General features: G+C 60.8%; 20 protein-coding genes and 1 riboswitch. Of the genes, 16 read left to right on the forward strand and 4 right to left on the reverse strand.

Going from position 1 to position 17210, the window contains the following annotated elements; translation table 11 throughout:
* Window positions 1-48 precede the first annotated feature (48 nt).
* The 3 genes from ABHT90_RS07450 to ABHT90_RS07460 all read right to left on the reverse strand — a co-directional run bounded on the left by ABHT90_RS07450 (window position 49) and on the right by ABHT90_RS07460 (window position 2613).
* Complete coding sequence (locus ABHT90_RS07450) at window positions 49-471, reverse strand: hypothetical protein (protein WP_346982107.1); 423 nt, start codon at window positions 469-471, stop codon at window positions 49-51.
* An 8-nt stretch (window positions 472-479) separates the two neighbouring features.
* Window positions 480-570: riboswitch (SAM riboswitch) on the reverse strand.
* 297 nt (window positions 571-867) lie between these two features.
* Complete coding sequence (locus ABHT90_RS07455; RefSeq protein WP_346982108.1) at window positions 868-1836, reverse strand: hypothetical protein; 969 nt, start codon at window positions 1834-1836, stop codon at window positions 868-870.
* 123 nt (window positions 1837-1959) lie between these two features.
* Window positions 1960-2613, reverse strand: coding sequence for a helix-turn-helix transcriptional regulator (locus ABHT90_RS07460; protein WP_022094290.1), 654 nt, complete (start codon window positions 2611-2613; stop codon window positions 1960-1962).
* A gap of 277 nt (window positions 2614-2890) precedes the next feature.
* Here ABHT90_RS07460 and dpaL point away from each other — a divergent pair, with 277 nt between their 5' ends.
* From dpaL to hydA, 5 genes are all read left to right on the forward strand, one after another.
* Window positions 2891-4105, forward strand: coding sequence for a diaminopropionate ammonia-lyase (gene dpaL, locus ABHT90_RS07465; protein ID WP_346982109.1), 1215 nt, complete (start codon window positions 2891-2893; stop codon window positions 4103-4105).
* A gap of 238 nt (window positions 4106-4343) precedes the next feature.
* A complete protein-coding gene (locus ABHT90_RS07470; RefSeq protein ID WP_099432046.1) occupies window positions 4344-5729 on the forward strand; it encodes a YgeY family selenium metabolism-linked hydrolase in 1386 nt (461 codons plus the stop codon).
* Window positions 5730-5930: 201 nt separating this feature from the next.
* On the forward strand, window positions 5931-7133 hold the full coding sequence (gene ygeW / locus ABHT90_RS07475; RefSeq protein ID WP_346982110.1) for a knotted carbamoyltransferase YgeW: 1203 nt from the start codon (window positions 5931-5933) through the stop codon (window positions 7131-7133).
* A gap of 150 nt (window positions 7134-7283) precedes the next feature.
* Window positions 7284-7898 (forward strand): nucleotidyltransferase family protein, encoded by a 615-nt coding sequence (locus ABHT90_RS07480; protein WP_158551151.1) that lies wholly within the window; start codon window positions 7284-7286, stop codon window positions 7896-7898.
* Between the two features lie 9 nt (window positions 7899-7907).
* Window positions 7908-9275 (forward strand): dihydropyrimidinase, encoded by a 1368-nt coding sequence (gene hydA, locus ABHT90_RS07485; RefSeq protein ID WP_346982112.1) that lies wholly within the window; start codon window positions 7908-7910, stop codon window positions 9273-9275.
* Between the two features lie 118 nt (window positions 9276-9393).
* Here hydA and yqeC read toward each other — a convergent pair whose 3' ends face one another.
* Window positions 9394-10128, reverse strand: a complete 735-nt coding sequence (yqeC, locus tag ABHT90_RS07490; RefSeq protein WP_346982113.1) for a selenium cofactor biosynthesis protein YqeC — start codon at window positions 10126-10128, stop codon at window positions 9394-9396.
* A 102-nt stretch (window positions 10129-10230) separates the two neighbouring features.
* Here yqeC and yqeB point away from each other — a divergent pair, with 102 nt between their 5' ends.
* The 11 genes from yqeB to secY all read left to right on the forward strand — a co-directional run bounded on the left by yqeB (window position 10231) and on the right by secY (window position 17201).
* Window positions 10231-11025: a selenium-dependent molybdenum cofactor biosynthesis protein YqeB gene (yqeB, locus tag ABHT90_RS07495; protein WP_346982114.1), complete on the forward strand. Its 795-nt coding sequence runs from the start codon at window positions 10231-10233 to the stop codon at window positions 11023-11025.
* Between the two features lie 9 nt (window positions 11026-11034).
* Complete coding sequence (locus tag ABHT90_RS07500; protein WP_270225378.1) at window positions 11035-12078, forward strand: XdhC family protein; 1044 nt, start codon at window positions 11035-11037, stop codon at window positions 12076-12078.
* A gap of 311 nt (window positions 12079-12389) precedes the next feature.
* Entirely contained in the window at window positions 12390-12947 is a 558-nt protein-coding gene (gene rplE / locus ABHT90_RS07505) for a 50S ribosomal protein L5 (protein WP_006235260.1), read from the forward strand.
* Window positions 12948-13026: 79 nt separating this feature from the next.
* The gene (locus ABHT90_RS07510; RefSeq protein ID WP_022094280.1) at window positions 13027-13212 is read left to right on the forward strand and encodes a type Z 30S ribosomal protein S14; all 186 of its coding nucleotides are present in this window, start codon (window positions 13027-13029) and stop codon (window positions 13210-13212) included.
* A 119-nt stretch (window positions 13213-13331) separates the two neighbouring features.
* Entirely contained in the window at window positions 13332-13730 is a 399-nt protein-coding gene (gene rpsH, locus ABHT90_RS07515) for a 30S ribosomal protein S8 (RefSeq protein ID WP_006235262.1), read from the forward strand.
* Between the two features lie 33 nt (window positions 13731-13763).
* Complete coding sequence (rplF, locus tag ABHT90_RS07520; protein ID WP_006235263.1) at window positions 13764-14300, forward strand: 50S ribosomal protein L6; 537 nt, start codon at window positions 13764-13766, stop codon at window positions 14298-14300.
* A gap of 75 nt (window positions 14301-14375) precedes the next feature.
* Window positions 14376-14744, forward strand: a complete 369-nt coding sequence (gene rplR, locus ABHT90_RS07525) for a 50S ribosomal protein L18 (protein ID WP_006235264.1) — start codon at window positions 14376-14378, stop codon at window positions 14742-14744.
* Window positions 14745-14758: 14 nt separating this feature from the next.
* A complete protein-coding gene (gene rpsE, locus ABHT90_RS07530; RefSeq protein ID WP_006235265.1) occupies window positions 14759-15283 on the forward strand; it encodes a 30S ribosomal protein S5 in 525 nt (174 codons plus the stop codon).
* 2 nt (window positions 15284-15285) lie between these two features.
* On the forward strand, window positions 15286-15468 hold the full coding sequence (gene rpmD / locus ABHT90_RS07535; protein ID WP_006235266.1) for a 50S ribosomal protein L30: 183 nt from the start codon (window positions 15286-15288) through the stop codon (window positions 15466-15468).
* Window positions 15469-15471: 3 nt separating this feature from the next.
* Entirely contained in the window at window positions 15472-15921 is a 450-nt protein-coding gene (rplO, locus tag ABHT90_RS07540) for a 50S ribosomal protein L15 (RefSeq protein ID WP_006235267.1), read from the forward strand.
* The gene (secY, locus tag ABHT90_RS07545) at window positions 15915-17201 is read left to right on the forward strand and encodes a preprotein translocase subunit SecY (protein ID WP_346982115.1); all 1287 of its coding nucleotides are present in this window, start codon (window positions 15915-15917) and stop codon (window positions 17199-17201) included. The genes rplO and secY overlap by 7 nt, the downstream gene beginning before the upstream one ends.
* Window positions 17202-17210: the final 9 nt, after the last annotated feature.

Raw genomic sequence — 17210 nt, forward strand, 5'->3', positions numbered from 1 at the left:
CGGTCACATTTGGGTTTGTGTACCTGGGTTTAATATAGATATATTCGTCTACGTCCCCGCTATTCCGCGCGCCGCGCTCAGCAGCTCGTACTCCTTCTGGCTCCACTGGCGCAGTTCGGCCGCGTCGACGGCATTGCGGCACAGGTCCAGGAATACCTCGGCTCCCTCGCAGAAGCACTCGCGGGCAAAGGCGCCGGATCCGTCCGCAACGCATACGCCGTCAGCAAAGAGCTTCCAGCTAGACGGCTCGCGAGAGTCGTCTCCAAGCAGCTTGATCTGCAGCACGTGCGGGCTGCCGGCGGCGCAGAGTTCTTCCTCGAGCACCTGCACCGTAAAGCGCATCTGGTGGGAGAGGCTGCTCTTGATCATGGCCGAGGCGTAGCCATTTGGCTTATCCAGAAGATGCATGTGATTCGGTTTGACGATCAGGTTGTGGAAGTTACGCTCGCTGCGCACAGAGAAATTGTCCATACGGACTCCTTTCATCGATGTTGGCAGGGCCACCGTGCCTCTTGGCCGGTTGGCGTCGGGATCGTGGAGCCAACTCTCTACCCCGACTCTGGATAAAACGCGCCCGCTCCTTGCAGGCACGATGGAGTCTATCAACGTGTATGGATAGAAACCAACGCCATCCGCGAAATGACCGCGGATGGCGTTGGTTTCCCAAGTGATCATTCGGCTTTCATCCGGAAAAGTGTCGAAATCAGCCGTGTAAAAGTACGGAAAAGTGTCGAAATAGGCACCTTAAAACTTCGGAAAAGTGTCAAATTCGATAGGCAAATTATCCGGAAAAGTGTAGCTGGATGACAAAACAGCACTTAGAAGCCGGTGCTGGATGCGGGATCTTGCGGTCGCCTTCAGTTCTCGCTACTCATCGTCTCCGTCGTTGGGGTCGCCCTTGAGGGTGTTGATGTCCAGGTACTCGTCATCGTTCTCTTTTTGCTGGGTCTCCGACTCCGCTTGGGTGGGGCCGCGGAACAGCTGGAATCCCTCAAACGCAATGACACCGAGCAGGGCAATGACAATGGCGATAAAGGCAACCTTGACTGCCTGCGGAAATTCCGAAAAACGCAGCGCCTTTTCCTCGGCGTAATAATCGGCGAAGCGCTCTTCGCCCGTGCTTTTGGTATACGCCGGTGCGGACGCGGCCTCCGGGTCATATTCCGGTGCAGGCGTGGCAGCGTACGGATCGTTGAGATAATCGCTCGATGTGGTGCCATAATCCTCGGTCTCGATGCGACCGGCGTCAGCATGGCCATCGGAATAATCGGAATATGCCGCACCGCCCTCATAGCCCGCGGCGCTCGTGTTGGCGGCAAAAAGCGGGTTAACTGGAACGTCGAGCGCCGGCATGCCGGTAGAGGTCTCATCCAGATCGGCTGCAGCCCAGGAATCGTAGGCAACCTGATGGGCAACGGGCTCATCGAGCCTTGTGACCGGAGGCTTGCGTGCCGCAGGAACAGGCAACTGCTGGGCGCTGTACATAACGGTGCTGTCGGCCGATTTGCCCTGCGTCGCTGCAGCGAGAAATGCCGCCGTCTCGGACGGGTCGCTTGCGGGGCGGGGAGTGGGTGTGGGCGCAGACGCGGGCGTCGAAACAGGCGACTGCGCAGGAGCCGGCGCAGATGCGGGCTTAGGCGCAAGTGCGGGATTGGGGCTTGACGGGCGAGCCCCGCCGCCCATGAGTTCGTCGGCGGTCCACGGGCGATCATCCATCACGTCGTCAAGGCTCAGCGAAAACAAGTCGTCTTCACCCTCATCGAACATGCGGTGCACATGTCCACCAATTGCCGGAATCAATCCGCGACCGGTGCACGATGCCTTGCTCAACGCCATTCTGTTCCACCCTTTCGAAATACTAATGACATCGATTATATGGAACTTCCCAAGCGGCTCGGTCTTGGATTCATGCTTTCCAGAACTCGCGCCCAAAAGGGGAGGGGCAATCCAGGTGAGTGCCTACTTGTCGCCTGCTGCCGCCTTGGCCTCATTGAGGTAGCTATAGAAGCTGTATTTGGAGATGCCAAAGAACTCGCAGGCGCGCTCGCTCGACTTGGAAATGAGGAAGGCGCCGCGACGGTCGAGGTAGCCGATGGCACGAATGCGCTCGTCTTTGGTCATGAGCGCCGCGGGCTTGCCCACAAACTGCTCGCACTCGTGCAGCAGGTCCTCGAGCAGGTCGCCGATGTTCTTGGTAATGGGCTCGGGCTCGGTGTAGCCCGTGCCGCCGGTGCCGGTAAAGGCATCGAGCGAGCGCTCAAAAGCCTTCATGAGCGTAATGTCAAAGTTAATGCCCAAAATGCCGACGGGCTTGCCCTCGTCGTTGCGGATAAAGATGGTCGAGGACTTGAGCAGCTTGCCGTCGGTGGTCTTGGTGAGGTATGGCTCGCGGTCGTGCACGTCGGTGGTGCCCTCGTGCATGGACTCAAACACAATATGGCTGGGGCCGTCACCCAGTTTGCGCCCGCTGACGTGGCCGTTTTCGATCACTACGATGGAGTGGTCCACGTCCTCGGTCTCCAGGTCGTGGACGACGACTTCGCAGTTGGGGCCAAATTGGAGCGCCAGGCCGTGTGCAAGGCGCTTGTAAAACTCAATCTGTGCGGGGGTCATGGGTGCCTTCCTAAAAATTAGTTTGGGCACACTTTGCCATAAACCACACTTGTTCGCAAATAACGAAAGCGTCGCTGCGTTATGTGACCGTTCGGCGGCGAAAAGGTACCGATTACGGCAACAAACAATTTGTTAGGTTTACCAATCAAAAAGTGTGATAGAACAGTGCTGACAAACTTTTTGTTTGGCATCCACATAAAAGTTCAGTCGCATGAATGGGAATGGGCTGAAACGCGTATGCGGGGGCCGGCAAGAGAGGACTTAAGGAGTTCACCGTATGGCCGATAAGATCCAGTGGGCGGGCAACACGATGCCCAAGAGCGATGACAAGCACTTGGGAATCATGAGCCTCGACCACGTGAAGAAGGCCCGCGCCTTCCACCAGTCGTTCCCCCAGTACACCGTCACTCCGCTTGCCCGCCTGGATGGTCAGGCTGCGCGCCTGGGCCTTTCCAACCTGTGCGTTAAGGACGAGAGCTATCGCTTTGGCCTCAACGCCTTTAAGGTCCTGGGCGGTTCGTTTGCCATGGCCAACTACATTGCCGAGGAGACCGGCAAGGACGTTGCCGAGTGCACCTTCGATTACCTGACCTCCGATCAGCTTGCCAAGGACTTTGGCCAGGCCACCTTCTTTACTGCCACCGACGGCAACCATGGCCGCGGCGTGGCATGGGCTGCCAACAAGCTGGGCCAGAAGGCTGTCGTGCACATGCCCAAGGGTTCCACCAAGCCCCGCTTCGATAACATTGCCGCCGAGGGCGCCACGGTGACCATCGAAGAGGTCAACTACGACGAGTGCGTGCGCATGGCCGCCGCCGAGGCCGACGCCTGCGAGCGCGGCGTCATCGTTCAGGATACCGCCTGGGAGGGCTACGAGAAGATCCCGTCCTGGATCATGGAGGGCTACGGCACCATGGCTTCCGAGGCTGCCGAGCAGCTGCGCGAGATGGCCATCAACCGCCCGACGCACGTCTTTGTCCAGGCTGGCGTGGGCTCGCTCGCCGGCGCCGTGGTGGGCTACTTCACCAACCTGTATCCCGATAACCCGCCCACCTTCGTCGTGGTCGAGTGCGCGCCTGCCGCCTGCCTGTACAAGGGCGCTGCCGCCGGCGACGGCGATCCGCGCATCGTGGACGGCGACATGCCCTCCATCATGGCCGGCCTGTGCTGCGGCGAGCCCAACATCCTGGGTTGGGATATCCTGCGCAACCACACCACCGCCTTCGTGTCCTGCCCCGACTGGGTCACCGCTCGCGGCATGCGCACCCTGGGCGCTCCCGAGAAGGGCGACCCGCGCGTCATCTCCGGCGAGTCCGGCGCTGTGACCACCGGTCTGGTCGAGACTCTCATGCTCGATCCCGAGTACGCCGAGCTCAAGGAACTCATCGGTCTGGACAAGACGAGCTCCGTGCTCTGCTTCTCCACCGAGGGCGACACCGATCCGGATCAGTACCGTCGCATCGTCTGGGAGGGCGAGTACCCGACTTGCTAGCGGGTCTGACCTGTCCGGAGGCAGCCGGAGGACTTTACTCCCTGCTCGGACAGTCCTGCTCGCACGGAGAGCACATTAAGTGCTCTCCGGCTCGTGCGGAACTCGCGACGGAGCAAAGTCCTCCGTCCGCCTCCTATGGTTACTTGCTTGTGGGGTGCTCAACCTCACGCTGCTTGGCACAAGTGATCTATCTGAGATATCTACCTGTAGGTAAACCCTTGTAGAAAGGTTGACTGTTATGACTAAAGAACTCGATTTTGATGCCATTAAGGCTGCGGCTGAGTCTCATCGTGCTGATATGACGCGTTTTCTTCGCGCAATGATTAGCCACCCCTCTGAGTCCTGCGAGGAGGGCGAGGTTGTCGCTTGCATCAAGGCCGAGATGGAGAGCCTTGGCTATGACGAGGTCAAGGTCGACGGCCTGGGCAACGTTATGGGCTTTATGGGCGAGGGCGACAAGATCATCGCCATCGACTCCCATATCGACACCGTCGGCATCGGCAACATCGAGAACTGGGATGCCGATCCCTATGAGGGCTACGAGACCGACGAGATCATCTACGGCCGCGGCGGCTCTGACCAGGAGGGCGGCATGGCTTCTGCTACCTATGCTGCCAAGATGATGAAGGACATGGGCCTCATCCCCGAGGGCTACAAGATCATGGTCGTCGGCACCGTCCAGGAAGAGGACTGCGACGGCATGTGCTGGCAGTACATCTACAACAAGGACGGCATTAAGCCCGAGTTCGTCATTTCCACCGAGCCCACCGACGGCGGCATCTATCGCGGTCACCGCGGCCGCATGGAGATCCGCGTCGACGTTCACGGCACCTCCTGCCACGGCTCCGCTCCCGACCGCGGCGACAACGCCATCTACAAGATGGCCGACATCATCGCCGACGTCCGCGCCCTCAACAACAACGGCTGCGACGAGTCGACCGACATCAAGGGCCTCGTCAAGATGCTCGACCCCAAGTACAACCCCGAGCACTTCGAGGACGCCCGCTTCCTGGGCCGCGGCACCTGCACCGTCAGCCAGATCTTCTACACCAGCCCCAGCCGCTGCGCTGTCGCTGACTCCTGCGCCATCTCCATCGACCGTCGCATGACCGCCGGTGAGACCTGGGAGTCCTGCCTGGACGAGATCCGTAACCTGCCGGCCGCCAAGAAGTACGGCGACGACGTGAAGGTCTCCATGTACATGTACGACCGTCCGTCCTGGACCGGCGAGGTCTACGAGACCGAGGCTTACTTCCCCACGTGGATCAACAAGGAGACCGCTCCGCACGTCAAGGCCCTCGTCGACGCCCACAAGGCCATGTTCGGTGACGAGCGCATCGGCTGCGAGCCCAGCATGGACAAGCGCACCGGTCGCCCGCTGTGCGACAAGTGGACCTTCTCCACGAACTGCGTTTCCATCCAGGGCCGCTATGGCATCCCCTGCGTCGGCTTCGGCCCGGGTGCCGAGTCTCAGGCTCACGCTCCCAACGAGGTCACCTACAAGGACGACCTGGTCACCGCTGCCGCCATGTATGTGGCTGCCCTGAACCTCTACGATCCGAGCCAGGCCGATGGCGACGCCACCGTGTTCCGCGCCGGTCTGACCAACAACAAGATCGATTAGTCCCATTCCTCGATCTTGTTGAGCCGGGGACAGCTCGTGTCCCCGGCACCCCCTGTTGACTTGGGGCCCGCGGTCGTTATCTCCCATGCTTCCTCAACGGTAGCGGGTCCTCGTCATAGTGCTCTGCATGTTCTAGCCACACGCGCATGCCGGAGCACATTTACTCATTGCAATCGTTTCATCTTTGGAAAGGATATTTACATGGACGCCAAGTTTACCGAGCTCGTCGAGCAGCTGAACGGCCTCGATTTTAAGGGCATGTACGGCAGCGACTTCCTGCACACCTGGGATAAGACCACCGATGAGCTCAAGGCGCTCTACATCGTCGCCGACGCCCTGCGCGCGCTGCGCGAGAACAACGTTTCGTCCAAGATCTTCGATTCGGGTCTGGCCGTCTCCCTGTTCCGTGACAACTCCACCCGTACGCGCTTCTCCTTCTCTAAGGCAGCCAACCTGCTCGGTCTTGAGCTGCAGGACCTGGACGAGAAGAAGTCCCAGATCGCTCACGGCGAGACCGTCCGCGAGACCGCTACCATGATCTCCTTCATGGCCGACGTCATCGGCATCCGCGACGACATGTACATCGGCAAGGGCGACGCCTACATGGCCGAGGTCTCCGAGTCCGTACAGCAGGCCTACGAGGACGGCGTTCTGGATCACCGTCCCACGCTCATCTCCCTGCAGTCCGACTCCGATCACCCCACGCAGTCCTCTGCCGACATGCTCTACCTCATCAACGAGTTTGGCGGTCTTGAGAACCTCAAGGGCAAAAAGGTTGCCGTCACCTGGGCCTACTCGCCCTCTTACGGCAAGCCGCTGTCCTGCCCGCAGTCGCTGATCAGCCTGCTGCCCCGTTTTGGCATGGACGTCACCTTGGCCCACCCCGAGGGCTACGACCTCATGCCCGAGGTCGTCGAGCGCGCCAAGGGTTATGCCGCCGAGTCCGGCACCACCTTTAAGCAGGTCAACACCATGGCCGAGGCCTTCGAGGGCGCCGACATCGTGATCCCGAAGAGCTGGGCTCCGTTTGCCGCCATGGAGAAGCGCACCAACCTGTACGCCGAGGGCGACGACGCCGGCATCGCTGCACTCGAGAAGGAGCTGCTCGCTCAGAACGCTACGCATCAGGATTGGTGCTCCACGACCGAGCTCATGGAGAAGACCGCCAACGGCCAGGACACCATCTTTATGCATCCGCTGCCCGCCGACATCTCCGGTGTCTCTTGCGAGCACGGCGAGGTCAACGCCGACGTCTTCGACATGCACCGCGTGGGCATGTACAAGGAGGCCAGCTACAAGCCGTACGCCATCGCAGCCATGATGTTCCTGCAGAAGGTTGCCGATCCCGCCGCTACCCTCAAGGCCCTCGACGAGCGCAACACCGCCCGTTGGTTCCAGGCCTAAAGCTGGGTTGAGGTAAGCCATGTAAAGGGGGCGCTCTGCCAACCGGCGGGGTGCCCCTTTTTGCATCGTGGGCGTGCGGGATAAGCGCTTTCGATGTAGATGCCCCGCGACGCGAGTTATGGGTACGATGGTTTCAGGGGAGGTATCGCCATGAAACTTGGTTGTGTCATTATGGCTTCGGGCGAGGGCAAGCGGTTTGGCTCTAACAAGATGCTCGCCGATATCTATGGCGAGCCGCTGATTGCCCGGACCATTGATTCGGTTCCCCGGGGCTTTGACGTTGTGGTTTCGACGCGTTGGCCCGAGGTCGCTCAGATTTGTGATGACAAGCATTGCCCGTGCGTGCTGCACGATGGCGAGCTGCGCAGCGAAAGCGTCCGTGCGGGCCTTTCGTGGGGAGTCGAACGCAACTGGAAAGGTTGCCTCTTTTTGCCGGGCGACCAGCCGCTCGTGAGTTCGGATTCTTTTGAGGCTATGGTTCGTGCATTTGACGAGCGTGGCCGCAAGCATCCGGTGCGTCTTGCGTGCAACGGTGAGCCTTCGAGCCCGGTGCTCTTTCCGGCGGAACTGTTCGATGCACTTATGTGTCTTGAGGGTAAGGACGGCGGCGGTTCGATCCTCAAGGACCGTACCGACGTGGTGCTGGTCGAGGCGCGTGCCTACGAGCTGTGGGACGTCGATACCGTCAAGGGACAGCGACGCATAACGGAGCATATCGCCGCCTGCTCGTATTTTGATCGCGTGGCCAACTGCATCAATCAATAAGGAGCAATTATGATCATCATCAAAAACGGCGCACTCGTGACGCCCCAGGGGCTTCGCCGCGCCGATCTTGCCATGGATGGCGATAAGATCGTGCGGATTGCCGCGGCGATTGAGCCGGCCGAGGGCGATACCGTCGAGGATGCTGCGGGCTGCTGGGTGTTCCCGGGCTTTATCGATGGGCACACGCACATGCAGTGCTGGACCGGCATGGATTGGACAGCCGATAGCTTTGAGACCGGCACGCGCGCGGCTGCCTGCGGCGGCACGACGACCATTGTGGACTACGCGACGGCCGATCGCGGCGTGACCATGCCCGATGCCTTGGTCGAGTGGCATCATCGCGCCGACGGCACCTGCACCGCCAACTATGCCTTCCATATGGCGCTTGCCGAGTGGAATGAGCGCAACCGCGCCGATCTTTCGGCCATGCGCGAGGCGGGCGTGTCGTCGTTTAAGACCTACTTTGCCTACGACCATCTGCGCCTGGACGATGCCGAGACGCTCGAGGTGCTGGAGGAGCTCAAGCGCGTGGGCGGTATCCTGTGCGTGCATTGCGAGAACGGCACGTTGGTCAACGCGCTGCAGAAGCGCGTGTTTGAGCAGGGTATCCACGGGCCCGAGGGCCATGCGCTCAGCCGTCCGGACGTGTGTGAGGCCGAGGCCGTGAGCCGCCTGCTGTATCTGGCGCACTTGGCCGGGGACGCTCCGGTCAACGTGGTGCACCTTTCGACCAAGCTGGGGCTCGAGGCCATTCGCGCTGCCAAAGCGCGCGGGCAGAAGAACATCTATGTCGAGACATGCCCTCAGTATCTGATGCTCGACGACACCTGCTATCTGGAGCAGGGCGAGGACGGCTTTGCGGGCGCCAAGTACGTGATGAGCCCGCCGCTGCGCCATGCCGGTGACCGTGCCGCGCTGCGCGAGGCGCTTGTGGCTGGCGAGATCGATACTATTGCGACCGATCATTGCAGCTTTAACCTGCACGGGCAAAAGGACCGAGGACGCGATGATTTCCGCGCGATTCCCAACGGCGGACCCGGCGTGGAGCATCGCCCCGTCGCGATCGCTACGAGCTTTGAGGGACAGCTGGGTCCCGAGGATCTGTGCCGCCTGATGAGCGAGAACCCGGCGCGCGTCTTTGGCATGTATCCGCACAAGGGCTGTCTTGCCGAGGGCGCCGATGCCGACGTGTGCGTGTGGGATCCCAAGGCGCGCTGGACGATTAGCGCCGCGACGCAGCATCAGGCCGTGGACTACACGCCGCTCGAGGGCTTTGAGGCGCACGGCCGCGCCAAGGCCGTGTTTGTGAACGGCGTACTGGCTGCGCGCGACGGCGAGCCCACCGGAGCCCAACCCGGCCGCTACGTCCCCCGCTAACAGGAAGGATGCCGGATTCCCTTCGCAGTTGCGGTGAAATAGTTCCTGTTTAGCCGCCAAATAGGCCGTTTCAGGAACTATTCCACCGCAACTTATATGTCTGGTGGGGCAGCGCCGGCTATTTGAGGCTGGTGGCGATGAGGGGGCGGCCGAGGGCTGCCTCGAAGCGATCTGCCATTGTTGGGTCGGCAAGCGTGTCGACTTGGTTGAGCATGATGTGGGCATTGTTGAGGTTCAGCATCTGCAGCTCGGCATTGAGCACCTGGGCGACGCGCTCTGGGGTGGCAGCGTCGGTGGGCTCGCAGCCGCAGCGCTCGCAGAAGAGCTCGGGGCGGTGGACAACCTCGGCGACGGGCTTGCCCAGCCCCGAGGCGCCGACGACCCAGACAACGTTTGTCGCGGCGGCGGGAATTACCGGCTCCCAGGCGGCATGCGCCTTGAGCGGGAGTCGCTTGCTGCCATCTGCCTCGGCCAACACATAGTCAAAGCGCTGCGCCAGCTCGTTGGGCGGCTCGGCGGGGGCGGAGAGCTTGCCTGTCTCCGGGTCCAAAACACCCGCCTGGCAGATGCTTCCGCGGCTCATGCCAGCGCATACCTTGCAGGTGTAGCCGGGGGCATTCGCGGCACCCGGCTTCCAAGGCGCGGCATCCAGGCGACGGTTTGACCCGTCCCACGGCACGCCGGCGACGGGAAACATGTGCGTGGTGGTGCAGAGGAGCACGCGGCCGCCAGCGCGCATGAGCTCGAGACCCAGCGTCTTTAGCAAGGTCGACTTGCCACCGCTGCCGATAATTGCGGTAATGCCCGGCTCGATCTTGAGCGCGGAGGCAAGGTTTCCGCTCGTCGTTTCCATCTGTTCACCGCCGTATAATACTGTGATAATAAATAATCATCAGAGTAGCGGCCGAACCGCTTTTGCTCTGCTCAAACCGTAGCACAGGGAGGTGCCCCGGGAATGCTCGTTTATGTTCGCGGCGCCGGCGATATCGCCACGGGCGTCGCCGCTCGCTTGGTGCGCGCCGGCGTTTCGGTCGTTATGGCCGATATCGCGGTTCCCACGTGCATCCGCCGCACAATCTGTTTTTGCGAGGCCATTCGCCTGGGCGAGGTCGAGGTCGAAGGCATTCGCGCTCGCTTGGCACGGACGCCGGCTGAGGCGCTTGAGATTACCGAGGCTGGAGACGTCGCCGTTGTGGTGGACCCTCAGGCCAAGATGCTCGATGAGCTTAAACCCGCGGCTGTGGTCGACGCGATTTTGGCTAAGCGCAACTTGGGCACCACGCGCGACATGGCGCCTGCCGTCATCGCTGTGGGGCCGGGCTTTACCGCGCCGGTCGATTGCGACGCCGTGGTCGAGACCATGCGCGGGCATTTTCTCGGCCGTGTCATTACCCAAGGTTCGCCCCAGCCCAACACGGGCGTGCCGGGCATTATCGCCGGCTATGGCAAGGAACGTGTTATCCACAGCCCCGCCGCCGGCGTGTTTAGGTCCGACCATGTGATCGGCGACATCGTGAGCGCCGGAGACGTGATTGGCTACGCGGGCGATACGCCCATGTGCACGCAGATCGATGGCTGCTTGCGCGGCCTTTTGGCCGACGGCGTGCAGGTGACTGAGGGCTTTAAATGCGCCGATGTCGATCCGCGCGGCGATGCCAGCTATATCAACTACATTTCGGACAAGGCGACGTCGGTCGGCGGCGGCGTGCTCGAGGCACTTGCTATGCTCACCGGTGTATTCCAGGGATAGGAAATTGCAATGGAAAAGCTCGATGTGGTGAATGCTGCGCTTGATGCACTGAAGGCCGGTAAGACGTGCGAGCTGGTGGTCGTGGCCGGTACGGCGGGGTCGTCACCGCGCGGTGTGGGCGCCTGGATGACTGTCTTTGCCGACGGTAGCCAAGCGGGCACCATCGGTGGCGGCAAGATCGAGCTCTTTGCGCTCGATGAGGCGCGCGAGCTGCTGGCCGCGGGGCAGTCGCGTCTGGTCCGCTACACCATGGGCGGCGAGAACTCCGATACCGGCATGATCTGCGGCGGAGCCATCTGCCTGTGCTATCTGCATCTGGACGCGACCAAGGCACCGTTGTTCCAGTCGGTTGCCGACGTCTTGGCGTATCGACGCATCGGCGACTTCGTCATCGACTTTGAGCCGTTTATCGCAAGCGCGCTCGAAGGCGATGTTGCCGAATATCATGGCGAGGCATCGCGCCATACCATTGCCGGCTGCCCCGAGCTTTCGCTGGTGGAGGAGGGGAGTAAGGTCACCTACACCAACGCCGCCTCCGAGATTCCCCCGGCGCACATCGAGACGCTCTGCCCCGAGGGCCTAACCTATATCTTTGGCTGCGGCCACGTGGGCGCTGCGACGGCACGGGTGCTCACGGCGGCGGGCTTTGCCGTCGTGGCGTGCGATGACCGCCCCGGCACGCTGACGCCCGAATGGGTGCCCGGTGTCTACGACCGTCGCCTGGTCGATTACAAGAATCTGGGCGAGCAGTGCCCCATCGGTCCGCGCGACTTGGTGGTCGTGGCCACGGCGGGTCACAAGTCCGATATCGACGTGGTGATTCAGGCCATGCGCGCCAAGCCTGCCTACCTGGGCTGTCTGGGTTCGCGCCGCAAGACGGCCTTTGTGCGTGCCCGCCTGGAGCAGGAAGGCTTTACGCAGGACCAGATTGACGAGCTGCACCTTCCGATCGGCGTTGCCATCGAGGCCGAGGACCCCGAGGAGATCGCCATCTCCATTGCCGCCGAGATGATCCACCTGCGCCGCACCAAACTCGTTCCCCGCAAGCGCTAATCGCATCCCCACCAATAAGTTGCGGTGAAATACGGACTGTTTAAGCCTGTTAGGCCGCCAAACAGTCCCTATTTCACCGCAACTGCTTTTTGGGATCCATTTGTGCGGGGGAGTTGTGGAGTTGTGCAGGCAGACGAGGTTTTTCTGGAAATACGCTCCCGATGCGCGTATAGTACCGATTGTTTTGTCGGCTCCTGCTGCGTCGAGTCCAAACCGCAAAATGCCATGAGCGGCGCGGATGCAGCCAGGAGGCACGAGGACAACCCATCGTGGCCACGCCCCGTGCTTAAAACCCCAAGAAGGAGTGAACAATGGCAGAAGAGAAGTATGTGCCGCGTCTGAAGACCAAGTACAACAACGAGGTCAAGCAGCAGCTTCAGGACAAGTTCCAGTACGAGAACGTCATGATGATCCCCAAGTTTGAGAAGATCGTCGTGAACATGGGTGTCGGCGAGGCCGCTACCGATTCCAAGGCCATCGACGGTGCCGTGCGCGACCTGCGCGCCATCACCGGCCAGCAGCCGATGATCACCCGTGCCCGCAAGTCCATCGCTACCTTCCGCCTGCGCGCTGGTATGCCGATCGGCTGCAAGGTTACCCTGCGTGGCGACCGTATGTGGGAGTTCTTCGATCGTCTGACCTCCGTCGCGATCCCCCGTATCCGCGACTTCCGCGGCATCTCCGCCAAGAGCTTCGACGGCCGTGGTAACTTCTCCATGGGCGTCACCGAGCAGCTCATCTTCCCCGAGATCGACTTCGACTCCGTCGATCACCAGCGTGGTATGGACATCACTTTCGTGACCACCGCCAACACCGATGAGGAGGCCAAGGCCCTTCTGGACGCCTTCGGTTTCCCGTTCAAGAAATAGGTTCACCTGCCCTATAAGCGCCGTTCCCACAAGGGGGCGGCGCTTGGGGCGAACAATACTCTATGTGAGGAGGATATAAGTGGCTAAGACATCGATGATCGTCAAGTGCAATCGCAAGCAGAAGTTCTCTACTCGTGAGTACACGCGCTGCCAGCGCTGCGGCCGTCCGCACTCTGTGTACCGCAAGTTCGGCCTGTGCCGTGTCTGCTTCCGCGAGCTTGCACTCAAGGGCGAGCTTCCCGGCGTTAAGAAGGCCAGCTGGTAAGTCACTACCAGCGTTTCAAGCATCAGTTTGGAACAGGGAAAACGCGCTAAAAAGGCTTTGCCGTTAAGGGCGGCGAAGAACCAAGAGCACGTGTTCATCAAGAACGAAGGAGAATCTGTATGAACCTTACAGACCCGATCGCAGATATGCTTACGCGCATCCGTAACGCTAACTCTGTGAACAAGGCCACGGTCTCCATGCCGAGCAGCAAGAAGCTCGTCGAGATCGCTCGTGTTCTGCACGAGGAGGGCTACATCGAGGGCTACGATGTCGAGGACACCGTTCCCCAGAAGACTCTGCACATCACGCTTAAGTATGGTCCCAAGAAGGCTAAGGTCATCAACGGCATCCGCCGCATTTCCAAGCCGGGCCTCCGTAAGTACACCGGCGTTGCCGACATGCCCCGCGTCCGCGGTGGCCTTGGTACCGCCATTATTTCCACCAGCCATGGCGTCATGACCGACCGCGATGCTCGCAAGCACAACGTCGGCGGCGAGATCATCGCTTACGTCTGGTAATTCGCTCGGTAGGTAGAAGGAAAGGAGATCACCGTGTCTCGTATCGGTAATAAGCCTGTCCAGATTCCCGCCGGAGTCGAAGTGGCAGTCAACGGCAACAACGTTGTCGTCAAGGGCCCCAAGGGCCAGCTCGAGCTCGATGTCTTTGAGAAGCTCGCTATCAACGTCGAGGACAACGTCCTCACCGTTTCCCGTCCCGACGACGAGCGTGAGACCCGTGCCCGCCACGGCCTCACCCGCGCCCTCATCCACAACATGGTTGTTGGCGTTTCCGAGGGCTTCGAGAAGAAGCTCGAGCTCGCCGGCGTCGGTTACCGCGTGCAGCAGAAGGGCAAGAACCTCGAGTTCTCCCTGGGCTTCTCGCACCCCGTGATCGTCGAGGCTCCCGAGGGCATCACCTTCGAGGTTCCCGACAACACCCACGTGAACGTCAAGGGTATCAACAAGCAGCAGGTCGGTCAGATCGCCGCTGAGATCCGCGGCCATCGTCCTCCCGAGCCTTACAAGGGCAAGGGTATCCACTACGTTGGCGAGCACATCCGCCGCAAGCTGGGTAAGGCCGCCAAGTAGTCGTAACCGACTCACTCGCATAAGACCAGCACCCCGTCAGGTGCTGGCAAGATCAACCTTTTTAGGAGTTTACGTATGAACAAGCATAAGGCGAAGCTGGAAGGCCTCAAGCGTCGTCAGCGTCGTGTTCGCGGCAAGGTCTCGGGTACCTCCGAGCGTCCGCGTCTTCGCGTGACCCGTACTAACGCCAACATCTATGCCCAGATCATCGACGACAGCAAGGGCTCCAGTCTGACGCTCGTCTCTGCCTCGACCCTCGAGGCCGAGTTCAAGGGCACCCACACCTCGAACAAGGAGGCTGCGGAGAAGGTCGGTCAGCTCGTTGGCAAGCGCGCCATCGAGGCCGGCATCACCAAGGTCGCCTTCGATCGCGGTGGCCGTATCTACCATGGCCGCGTCAAGGCCCTCGCCGACGGTGCTCGTGCCGCCGGTCTCGAGTTCTAGGAGGTATGTAGCACATGGCTCGTAATCAGAAGCAGCAGCGCGAGGCCTCCGAGTTCGAGGAGCGCGTCGTTTACATCAACCGCGTGTCGAAGACCGTCAAGGGTGGTCGTCGCATGAGCCTCGTCGCTCTCGTCGTCGTTGGCGACGGCAAGGGCAACGTCGGCGTTGGCATGGGCAAGTCCGCTGAGGTGCCCATGGCCATCTCCAAGGCATCTCTCGATGCCAAGAAGAATATGTTCCACGTGCCGGTGACCGAGCAGGGCACCATCCCGCACGAGGTTCTCGGCCACTTTGGTGCCGGCCGCATCATCATCAAGCCCGCTGTCGAGGGTACCGGCGTTATCGCCGGCGGCGCTGTGCGTCCCCTCTTTGAGCTTGCTGGCATCAAGAACGTCCTGTCCAAGTCCCTCGGTACCGACAACGGCCTCAACATCATCAAGGCTGCCGTCGAGGGCCTCAAGGAGCTCTCCAGCCCTGAGGACGTCGCGGCTCGCCGTGGCCTGACGGTCTCCGAGATGTTCGTCGGTAAGGAGAACTAAGCATGGCTGACACCATCAAGATCAAGCAGGTCCGCAGCACCAACGGTTGCAAGCAGGACCAGGTCCGTACTGTCCGTGCCCTCGGTCTCCACAGGATCCGCGAGGTTCGCGAGATTGCTGACAACGAGTCCGTCCGCGGCATGATCTTCAAGGTCAAGCACCTTGTCGAGATTGTAGAGGAGTAGCAAATGCAGCTTCACGATCTTACTCCCGCGCCCGGTTCCACCAAGAACCGCAAGCGCGTCGGCCGTGGCAATTCTTCGGGTCACGGCACCACTTCTGGCCGCGGTCAGAAGGGCCAGGGTTCCCGCTCTGGTGGCACCAAGGGTGCCGGCTTCGAGGGTGGCCAGACTCCGCTGGCTATGCGCCTGCCCAAGCTTCCGGGCTTCCGCAACCCCCGTCGTATCGAGTACACCGCTGTTAACGTTGAGCGTCTCGAGCGTAAGTTCGAGGACGGCGCTGTGATCGACGGTGCCGCTCTTAAGGCCGCTCGCATCACCAAGAGCGAGTTCGAGCCCGTCAAGGTGCTCGGCAATGGTGAGCTCACCAAGAAGTTCACGGTCAAGGTCGACAAGGTCAGCGCTTCTGCGCAGGCCAAGATCGAGGCCGCCGGCGGAAAGGTCGAGCTGCCGTGCTAAATGGTCTTAAGAATGCTTTCCGCATCAAAGAATTGCGCGAAAAGATTCTTTTTACCATAGCTATGCTCGTCGTGTACCGCATTGGTGCGCACGTTCCTGTGCCCGGCATTCCCTTCCAGGGGATGCTGGGCCTTTTCTCGACCGATAACAATTCGGTCGCCGCAGGTGCTATGGCCCTCCTGAATCTTTTCTCTGGCGGCGCGTTGAGCTATGTGTCGGTGTTTTCGCTGGGCATCATGCCTTACATCACCAGCTCGATCATCCTCCAGATGCTCCAGGCCGTCGTGCCTTCCCTGCATGAGCTTGCCCGCGAGGGCGAGGTCGGTCAGACCAAGATTACGCAGCATTCGCGTTACCTCACCCTGGCTCTGGCAATCCTCAACTCCGTGGGTTACCTCTTCCTCTTTAAGAGCTTCGGCATCAGCTTCAATGGCGCCGGCGCTCCCGAGATCATCTTCGACCTCATGATCGTCGGCACGCTCACCGCGGGCGCCATGCTGATCATGTGGATTGGTGAGCTCATCACCCAGCGCGGTATCGGCAATGGCATGTCGCTGATTATCTTTGCGAACATCATGGCCGGTCTGCCGCAGGCTATCTTCTCCAGCACCGAGGGCAATGCCGGTGGCATCATCACCATGGTGATCATCTGCGCCATCATCCTGCTGGTTATCCCGCTGATTGTTTTCCTTGAGCGCGGCCAGCGCCGCATCCCGGTCTCCTACGCTAAGCGCGTCGTGGGCCGTCGCATGATGGGTGGCCAGACCACCTACCTGCCCATCAAGGTCAACACCGCGGGTGTCGTGCCGATCATCTTCGCTTCGGCGCTGCTGTACTTCCCGGCTCAGATTGCCGTGTTCTTCCCCGGCATCGGCTGGATTCAGGCAGTTGCCTCCGCGCTTTCGACCGGTTGGCTCAACTGGGTGCTTAACGTTGTCCTCATCGTGTTCTTCGCGTACTTCTACACCTCCATGGTGTTCAACCCCGATGACACGGCCGATAACCTTAAGAAGCAGGGCGGCTTTATTCCGGGCGTGCGTCCGGGTAGGGCTACCGCGGCCTACATCAAGAACGCGCTCAACAAGATCACGCTTCCCAGCGCTGTCTTTTTGGCGCTCATCGCCATCGTGCCTTCGATCATCTTCTCCTTCACGGGTAACCATCTGATCCAGGCATTTGGCGGCACGTCCATCCTCATCATGGTCGGCGTCGTGCTCGACACGGTCGATAAGCTCGAAGGCCAGATCAAGATGTATGATTACGATGGATTCTTTAAATAGGCTAGAGGA

This window comes from Collinsella aerofaciens (assembly GCF_039758815.1).
GTDB lineage: Bacteria > Actinomycetota > Coriobacteriia > Coriobacteriales > Coriobacteriaceae > Collinsella > Collinsella aerofaciens_BP.